This is a genomic window from Actinomadura sp. KC216, assembly GCF_004348535.1.
Lineage (GTDB): Bacteria > Actinomycetota > Actinomycetes > Streptosporangiales > Streptosporangiaceae > Spirillospora.
In genome coordinates, this window is sequence record NZ_SMJX01000371.1 from 1 (window position 1) to 7679 (window position 7679).

At 71.7% G+C, this 7679-nt stretch carries 7 protein-coding genes and 1 pseudogene; 2 read left to right on the plus strand and 6 right to left on the minus strand.

Going from position 1 to position 7679, the window contains the following annotated elements:
• Both E1264_RS37240 and E1264_RS37245 read right to left on the minus strand, forming a co-directional pair.
• Positions 1–256 (minus strand): annotated as a pseudogene (locus E1264_RS37240) (purine-nucleoside phosphorylase); the annotation flags it as partial.
• 31 nt (positions 257–287) lie between these two features.
• Entirely contained in the window at positions 288–740 is a 453-nt protein-coding gene (locus tag E1264_RS37245; protein WP_132181356.1) for a gamma-glutamylcyclotransferase, read from the minus strand.
• A 148-nt stretch (positions 741–888) separates the two neighbouring features.
• Here E1264_RS37245 and E1264_RS37250 point away from each other — a divergent pair, with 148 nt between their 5' ends.
• Positions 889–2274: an NAD(P)H-quinone dehydrogenase gene (locus E1264_RS37250; protein WP_132181358.1), complete on the plus strand. Its 1386-nt coding sequence runs from the start codon at positions 889–891 to the stop codon at positions 2272–2274.
• Between the two features lie 36 nt (positions 2275–2310).
• On the opposite strand, the gene E1264_RS37255 is transcribed toward E1264_RS37250, so the two are convergent.
• Complete coding sequence (locus E1264_RS37255; RefSeq protein WP_132181370.1) at positions 2311–3591, minus strand: ArsB/NhaD family transporter; 1281 nt, start codon at positions 3589–3591, stop codon at positions 2311–2313.
• 31 nt (positions 3592–3622) lie between these two features.
• Entirely contained in the window at positions 3623–4084 is a 462-nt protein-coding gene (locus E1264_RS37260) for a CBS domain-containing protein (protein WP_132181372.1), read from the minus strand.
• Between the two features lie 286 nt (positions 4085–4370).
• Between E1264_RS37260 and E1264_RS37265 the strand changes: the two genes are divergently transcribed.
• Entirely contained in the window at positions 4371–5057 is a 687-nt protein-coding gene (locus tag E1264_RS37265; RefSeq protein WP_132181374.1) for a response regulator transcription factor, read from the plus strand.
• A gap of 15 nt (positions 5058–5072) precedes the next feature.
• Here E1264_RS37265 and E1264_RS37270 read toward each other — a convergent pair whose 3' ends face one another.
• Both E1264_RS37270 and E1264_RS37275 read right to left on the minus strand, forming a co-directional pair.
• Positions 5073–6062 (minus strand): sensor histidine kinase, encoded by a 990-nt coding sequence (locus E1264_RS37270; RefSeq protein ID WP_132181376.1) that lies wholly within the window; start codon positions 6060–6062, stop codon positions 5073–5075.
• A gap of 114 nt (positions 6063–6176) precedes the next feature.
• Positions 6177–7550, minus strand: coding sequence for a hypothetical protein (locus E1264_RS37275; RefSeq protein WP_132181378.1), 1374 nt, complete (start codon positions 7548–7550; stop codon positions 6177–6179).
• Positions 7551–7679: the final 129 nt, after the last annotated feature.

The following is a 7679-nucleotide window of genomic DNA, read 5'->3' on the forward strand; positions in this document are numbered from 1 at the left end:
TCCGGCCCAGGAACACCAAAGCGCGGCGCCCCGCGACGTCCACGACCCGGACACGACCCGCATGCCCCTCGGCAGCCGGAGGCGCGAACCCCGGCAGCTCGGTGACCAGCACGTCCGTAGACGGCCGGCCGAGCGCGTCGGCGGCCGGGACCCACCCAGAGCCCATCACGAGGGCGACGTCGAAGGAGTCCACGGACGCGCGGGCGCGCAACTCCTCCGCGGCGGCCCGCGCCAGCGCAAAAGCGTCGTTGCTCACGTCGCCGACGATACCGGCGCGGATCACGCGGCTAGTCGCCCAGGGACTTGCACGGGCGGGTCCGCAGGTCCTTCACGTAGTCGTCGGGCGCGCCCGCCTTCTCCGCCGCGTCGGCGAGGATGCCGAGGTAGCGCGCGGACGGGAGCCCGCCCTCGTAGTCGTCCAGGACGTACATCCAGCACAGCACGTCGCCGTCCAGCGTCTGCACCCGGACCCTGATCTTGCGGTAGACGCCGAGCGCCGCGCCCTCCCAGGCGTCGAGCTCCTTCTCGTCCCAGGCGGGCACGTCGTAGTACACGACGAACACCTGCTCGGAGTCGTCCTCGACGACGGTCGCGAGCGCGCCGTCCCAGCCCTTGTCCTGCCCGCCGAAGGTCAGCCGCCACCCGGCCAGCCAGCCGGTGCCGCGCATCGGCGAGTGCGGAGCCCGGCTCGCCATCTGGTCGGGATCCATGTTGGAGGCGTACGCCGCGTACAGTGCCACGTTGGCCAAGGTTACGCCACATGCGCCGACCGGCCGGGAGGAAGCCCGCATCGGCATCGGCGCGCGCCGCGGAGCCGGATCGGCGCGCCCGGCGAAACCGGTTCGCTCCAGGACTTTTCACTGCCGTGGGTAGGAAACAATGGAAGATGTGACCCGAATCGTGATCATCGGAGGAGGGCCGGGGGGCTACGAGGCCGCGCTGGTCGCGGCGCAGCTCGGTGCCGACGTGACCGTCGTCGAACGGGACGGTCCGGGCGGTGCCTGCGTGCTCACCGACTGCGTGCCCTCCAAGACGCTCATCGCCACCTCGACCCGCATCGCGGTCATGTCGGAGTCGGAGGGGCTCGGCGTGCGCTTCAACGGCGGCCCTGACGGGGTCGTCGGCGCGCTGGAGGCCGACATGGCCACCGTCAACAGGCGCGTGAAGGACCTCGCCCGCGCCCAGTCGTTCGACGTCGCCGAACGGCTCGCCTACGAGGACGTCAAGATCGTCCGGGGTGAGGCGCGGCTGGTGGAGCCGCACGTCGTCGAGGTCGGTGGCACGCGGATCCAGGCCGACAACGTGCTGATCGCGACGGGCGCGACGCCGCGCGTGCTGCCCGGCGCGGAGCCGGACGGCGAGCGCATCCTGAACTGGCGCCAGCTCTACGACCTGCCCGACCTGCCAGAGGACCTGATCGTCGTCGGCTCCGGCGTGACGGGCGCCGAGTTCGCCGGGGCGTACCTGTCGCTCGGGTCGAAGGTGACGCTGGTGTCGTCGCGCGACCGGATCCTGCCGACCGAGGACGCCGACGCCGCCGCCGTCCTGCAGGAGGTGTTCCTGCGGCGCGGGATGAAGGTCATGTCGCGGTCCCGGGCCGCGGGCGTGGAGCGGTCGGGGAACGGCGTGATCGTCACGCTGGAGGACGGGACGAAGGTCGAGGGCAGCCACTGCCTCATGACCGTCGGCATGATCCCGAACACCGGCGGCATGGGGCTGGAGGACGTCGGCGTCCGCTGCGACTCGCGCGGGTTCGTCGAGGTCGACAAGGTGTCGCGGACGTCCGTCCCGCACATCTACGCCTCCGGCGACTGCACCGGTGTGCTGATGCTGGCGTCGGTCGCGGGCATGCAGGGCCGTATCGCGATGTGGCACGCGCTGGGCGAGGCGGTGCAGCCGCTGAAGCTCGGCTGGGTCGCGTCCAACATCTTCACCGACCCGGAGGTCGCGGCGGTCGGCGTCACGCAGCACATGGTCGACTCGGGGGAGGTCAACGCCCGGTCGGTCATGCTGCCGCTGTTCACCAACGCGCGGGCCAAGATGCAGGGCTTCGAGGACGGGTTCGTGAAGCTGTTCTGCCGTCCGGCCACGGGGATCGTCCTGGGCGGTGTCATCGTGGCGCCGCGGGCGAGCGAGCTGATCCTGGGCGTGTCGATAGCGGTCCAGCAGCACCTGACCGTCAACCAGGTGGCGCAGACGTTCGCGGTGTACCCGTCGCTGTCGGGCAGCGTGACGGAGGCGTCCCGGCGGCTGATGGCCGAGCACGCCTACTAGGCGCGCCCGGCCAGCCGGTTTCAGAAGTGGCGCCGGTCAGAAGTAGCGCAGCGCCACGTACGCCCACGCCATGAAGGTGCTCACCAGCGTGATGCCGATCCCGTAGCGGGTGAACTGCCAGAAGCCGATCGGGTGACCGGTCCTGGCGGCGATGCCGATCGCGACGACGTTGGCGCTCGCGGCGACCGCCGTCCCGTTCCCGCCGAAGTCGGCGCCGAGCGCGAACGACCACCACAGCGCGTCCGCGGTCTGCGGGTCCGCGTCGGCCGCCATCCCCTCCACGATCGGCGCCATCGTCGCCGTGTACGGGATGTTGTCGAAGAACGCGCCCAGCACGGCGGACCCGAACACCAGGCTGGTGGCGGCGGCGAAGTAGTTGTCGCCGATCGCGTCCGCGGCCCACGTGCCGATGTCCTCGATGACGCCGGTGTGCCCGAGGCCCGCGACCATCACGAACAGGCCCATGAAGAACACCAGGACGCCCCACTCGACCTCTTTGAGGACGTCCGCCACCTCGACCTTCGTGACCAGCAGCATGACGCCCGCGCCGACGAGCGCCACGATCGACGGCTCCACGTGCAGCACCGAGTGCAGCGAGAACCCGACGATGATCAGCCCGAGCACGGCGAGGCACCGCACCAGCAGCCGGTGGTCGGTGATGGCCCGGCGCTCGTCCAGCGCCATGACCTCGTCCACGTACCGCTCGTCGTAGGTGAACGACTTGCGGAAGATCCACCGCGACATCACCACGAACGTGACGAAGATGATCACCACGATCGGGGTCATGTGCGCGAGGAAGTCGTTGAACGTCAGCCCCGCGCGGCTGCCGATGATGATGTTCGGCGGGTCGCCGATCAGGGTCGCCGCGCCGCCGATGTTGGACGCCAGCACCTCGGCGATCAGGTACGGCTGGGCCGGGATGCGCAGCCGGTTGCAGACCACGACCGTCACCGGCGCCACCAGCATGATCGTGGTGACGTTGTCCAGGAACGGCGACGCCACGGCGGTGATCGCCATCAGCATCACCAGCAGCCGGTACGGCCTGCCCTTCGAGCGCTTCGCCGCCCAGATCGCCAGGTACTCGAACAGCCCGGTGCCCTTGATCACGCCGACGACGATCATCATGCCGAGCAGCAGGAAGATGACGTTCCAGTCGATGCCCTCGTGCTCGGAGAAGAACACGTCGGCGCCCGAGGTCAGCCCGAGCACGGTCATCGCACCGGCCGCGATCAGGACGACCTTGACCTTGTCGGCCTTCTCCGTCGCGATGAAGAAGAACGCGACGACGAAGAACCCGAGCGCTGCGGCAGCGCTCACCGCACGCCCCTAAGCGCACGGGAGCGCCGGGTCAGGTGTCGTCGGGCCTGGCCAGCGCCAGCGCGGACAGCAGCCGGTCGAGCGTGATCGCGCCGGCGAGCAGACCGGCCTCGTCCACCACGGCGACGACGGGGCAGCGCAGCCGCGCCATCACCGTGGCGAGCTCCAGCAGCGTCGCGGACGCCTTCACGATCACCGGGCGGGGAATGTGCGTTCCGAGGCAGTCGCCGACCGTCCTGTCGCGGAGTTCGTGCCAGAAGACGTCGGCGTGCGCCTCGTCCACGGCCCGGCTCAACGCGGGATCCTCCTGGTAGGCGGCCGGCACCGCGAGCCGCAGCACCTGCGTCCCCGGCAGCACGACCCGGGGCCGCTGCTCGGCGTCGATCACGATCAGCCCGGGCAGGCGGCCGAGCGCCATGACCTGGATCGCGTGGGCGATGGGGTCGCCCAGCGTGACGGTCGGCACCTGTACGGCGATGTCCCGCGCTTGCATCCTTGTGGTGTCCTTCCGGCTCCCGGAGAGCCTCGTTCCTCGCGCTGATAGATCCCTCCTCCTGACGCCGGGGAACGGCCCGTCGCAGGACGGCCGCCGTCGCGCCACGGGCAGGGGACGGCGTGCGCCGCTGAACCGCTGAGACATGCGTCCGCCCCTTTCTGCGTACGCTGTCCAGTCTTTGCGGCGGCGGCCCGCGCCGATATCGGGTCCAGACCCCATATCGGCGGGGAGGGATCATGTATCTGCAGGTGGCGGGGATCTCCCGCGAAGTCCCGAGCCTAGGATGAGGGCGAGACCGGAGGTGATCGGGGTGCACACGCGCGAGTCCGCCACCCGGATTCTGCTGGCCGACGACCACGCGCTGGTGCGCCGCGGGCTCCGCCTGATCCTGGACGCCGAACCCGACCTGACCGTGGTCGCCGAGGCCGCCGACGGCGCGGAGGCGATCGACGCGTGCGCGGGCGGCGATGTCGATCTCGCGATCCTCGACATCGCGATGCCGCGCATGACGGGTCTGCAGGCCGCGCGGGAGATATCGCGGCGGTTCCCGTCCGTCCGGACGCTGATCCTGTCCATGTACGACAACGAGCAGTACCTGTTCGAGGCGCTGAAGGCGGGCGCGTCCGGGTACGTGCTGAAGTCCGTCGCCGACCGGGACCTGCTCAACGCCGTCCGCTCCGCGATGCGGGACGAGTCGTTCCTCTACCCGGCCGCCGTCACCGCGCTGATCCGCGAGTACCTGGCCCGCGACCGGGACGGCGACGCCCCCGACAGCGTCCTCACCCCGCGCGAGGAGGAGATCATCAAGCTGGTCGCGGAGGGGTACTCGTCCAGGCGGATCGCGGAGACGCTCACGATCAGCGTCAAGACGGTCGACCGGCACCGCGCGAACATCCTCGGCAAGCTCGGCATGCGCGACCGGCTGGAGCTGACCAAGTACGCCATCCGCGTCGGGCTCGTCGAACCCTGACCTGCGGCCCCCGGCCTACGGCGCCGCCGCCCGCCGCGCGCCCGAAGGCGGGACGACCAGCCTGACCTCGGTGCCGGTCCCGTCTTCGTCGGCCGGGCCGATGGTGAGCTGGGCGCCGATGAGCATCGCCCGCTCCCGCATCCCGTGGATTCCGGCGCCGACCTCGGTGGGCGGGCCCGAGCCGTCGTCCACGACCCGCAGGACGACGCGGCCGCCGTCGTCCTGGGTCAGCGACAGCTCGGCGTTCCGGGCGCCGGAATGGCGCCACACGTTCGTCAGGCCCTCCTGCGCGATCCGGTAGATCACCAGCTCGGCGTCCGCGCCGAGACGCTCCAGGCCGGTCTGCACGCGGCGGGTCACGCGCGGCCCGCCCGCCTCGGAGAAGTCCGCGGCGAGGGCGGTGAGCGCGCTGGTCAGGCCGAGGTCGTCCAGGACGCCGGGACGCAGCCGCCGCGCCACCTGCCGCACCTCGTCCAGGCTCGACCGGACGGTCTCCTGCACGCCCCGCAGCTCCTCCGCCACCTCCTCCGGTGCCCTGTTCACCACCGACTTCAGCTCCAGCAGCACGACGGTGAGGCTCTGGCCGATCTCGTCGTGCAGCTCCTGCGCGATGCGGCGCCGCTCGGCCTCCTGCGCGTCCAGGACCGCGGCGGTGCTGGTGCTGCGGTCGGCCTCCAGCCGGTCCAGCATCGCGTTGAACTGGTCGACCAGATGGAACAGGTCGCCGCTCCGGCCGGTCGCCAGCCGGTCGCCCGAGCGCAGCGAGTCCAGCCGCGTCACCAGCGCGGTGAGCCCCTCCAGCGGCGCCAGGCTGGCGCGCAGCAGAACCGCGTTCGCCGCCATCATCACGGCGAGCCCGACCACCAGCACGGGCAGCTCCCGCAGCAGGACGAACGACGACACGGTGACGGGCGCCATCGCCAGCGCCACCGTCCCCGCCGCGAAGATCAGCCCGTTGATTCCGAGGATGCGCCAGTACAGCGCCGACGCGGGTGTCCTGCTCATGGGTCCACGTCACCGCATGACGTCGTGCCTTGTCCATGCGTGACACCCTGGGCACGCCTGCATGGCCCCGGCGCGCGCCCCCGTCGTGCGGGGCCGGGCCGCCGGGGGCGCCGGTCAGAAGCCGCCGAAGTCGCCTCCGCCGAACCCGCCGCCGAAGTCGCCGCCGCCGAAGTCCCAGCCGCCTCCGATGTCACCGTCCGCGCCGGCGCCGCCCGCGACGTCACCGCCGTAGCCGCCGCCCCAGCCGCCGCTCATCATCGAGCCGAGCATGGTGCCGATCATCATCCCGCTGAGCAGATCGATCCCGCCGTAGCCGTAGTAGTAGCCGCCGGCGTAGGGCCCGTACGCGGGGCCCGCGTCCCAGTAGGGGCGGCGGGTGCCGCCGGACGGCACCATGCGGACGTCCGGGTCCGTCCCCTTGAGGACGGCCTGCGCGTCGGCCGCGCACGCCGGGACGGAACGCTCGACACCGCCGGGCGGCGCCCACAGGACGTCCTCGACGGACGGCCCGTGCTGCGGGTTGAAGAAGCACGGCGGGCGCCGCTCCGGCACGGGCTCGCCGGCGAGGCGGGCGCGCGTCGCGGTCATGTAGTAGCGGCCGTCCTCCAGGGCGGTCGTGACGGCCTGCATGTCCTGCGGTCTGGCGGCGCGGGCCGTCTCCCGCTTGGCCTGGTCGTAGGAGTTCATGGCGCGCTCGTAGTCGGCGCGGGTGTCGGGGTCGAGGCCCTTGTCCATGACGTCGAGGTCGAGGCGCGCGATGTCCTCGCCGAGGAGCGTCACGTCCTCCTCGACACCGGCCTTGAGGTCGGCCATCTGCCGGGCCTCGCGGTCGAGGCGCCGCTTGCGGACGACGAGGAACCCGCCCGCCACCGTCGCGGCGAGCATGAGCAGGACGCCGAGCGTCACGTACTGGCCGATCGCGCCGGACCGGGCCTTGTCGTCGACCTTCTGCTCGGCGAGATCACCGAACTGGATCAGCCGGTCCTTCAGCGGGGTGCCGTTGGTGCGGGTGACGAGCTGGTTGATCTCCCGCTGGTCGAGCTTCTTGGACATCCCGCCCATGCGGCTGCCGTCCGCGGTGACGGCGACGTACGTCTCGCCCTTGCCGACCCGTTCGGCCACGGCCGGGAGCAGCTGCCGGACCTCGGCCCGGGTGACCCCGTTGCCGACGACGACGGCGCGGATGTCGGCGTCCCGGTCGCCGCCGAGGGCCGACGTGATCGCGTTCCGGTCGGCGGGGGACAGCACGTTCCCGGCCTCGCTCGTCACGTAGAGCCGCGAGTCGATCAGGCCCTTGGCGATCTGCCCGACGTTGTCGGCGGACGTCTGGGTGGTGGTCTGTGCGGTGGTGGTCTGCGCTGCGGCGGGCTGTGCCGGTGCGGCCTGCGCGGGGGCGGTGAAGGCGAACGCCGGCAGGGCGACGGCGGCGACGATCGCCGAGACGGCGCCCCGGCGTGCCGCCCGGATGACCCGGTTGTCGGTGCTCATGCGTGCTCCTTGTGGGGGGCCGACCCCCCACACCCCCCGGTTCGCTTCGCTCATGCCTCCAGTCTGCCCACGCCAAGCCCGTTTGCGTCCACCGTCGGACGGATTTAGCGCAGCCCGCCGTGGGGTCAG

Bases quoted from the DNA above. Each gene is read 5' to 3' on its own strand.
- E1264_RS37275 (WP_132181378.1), bottom strand. From the start codon at position 7,550: ATGAGCACCGACAACCGGGTCATCCGGGCGGCACGCCGGGGCGCCGTC.
- E1264_RS37260 (WP_132181372.1), bottom strand. From the start codon at position 4,084: ATGCAAGCGCGGGACATCGCCGTACAGGTGCCGACCGTCACGCTGGGC.
- E1264_RS37270 (WP_132181376.1), bottom strand. From the start codon at position 6,062: ATGAGCAGGACACCCGCGTCGGCGCTGTACTGGCGCATCCTCGGAATC.
- E1264_RS37265 (WP_132181374.1), top strand. From the start codon at position 4,371: ATGAGGGCGAGACCGGAGGTGATCGGGGTGCACACGCGCGAGTCCGCC.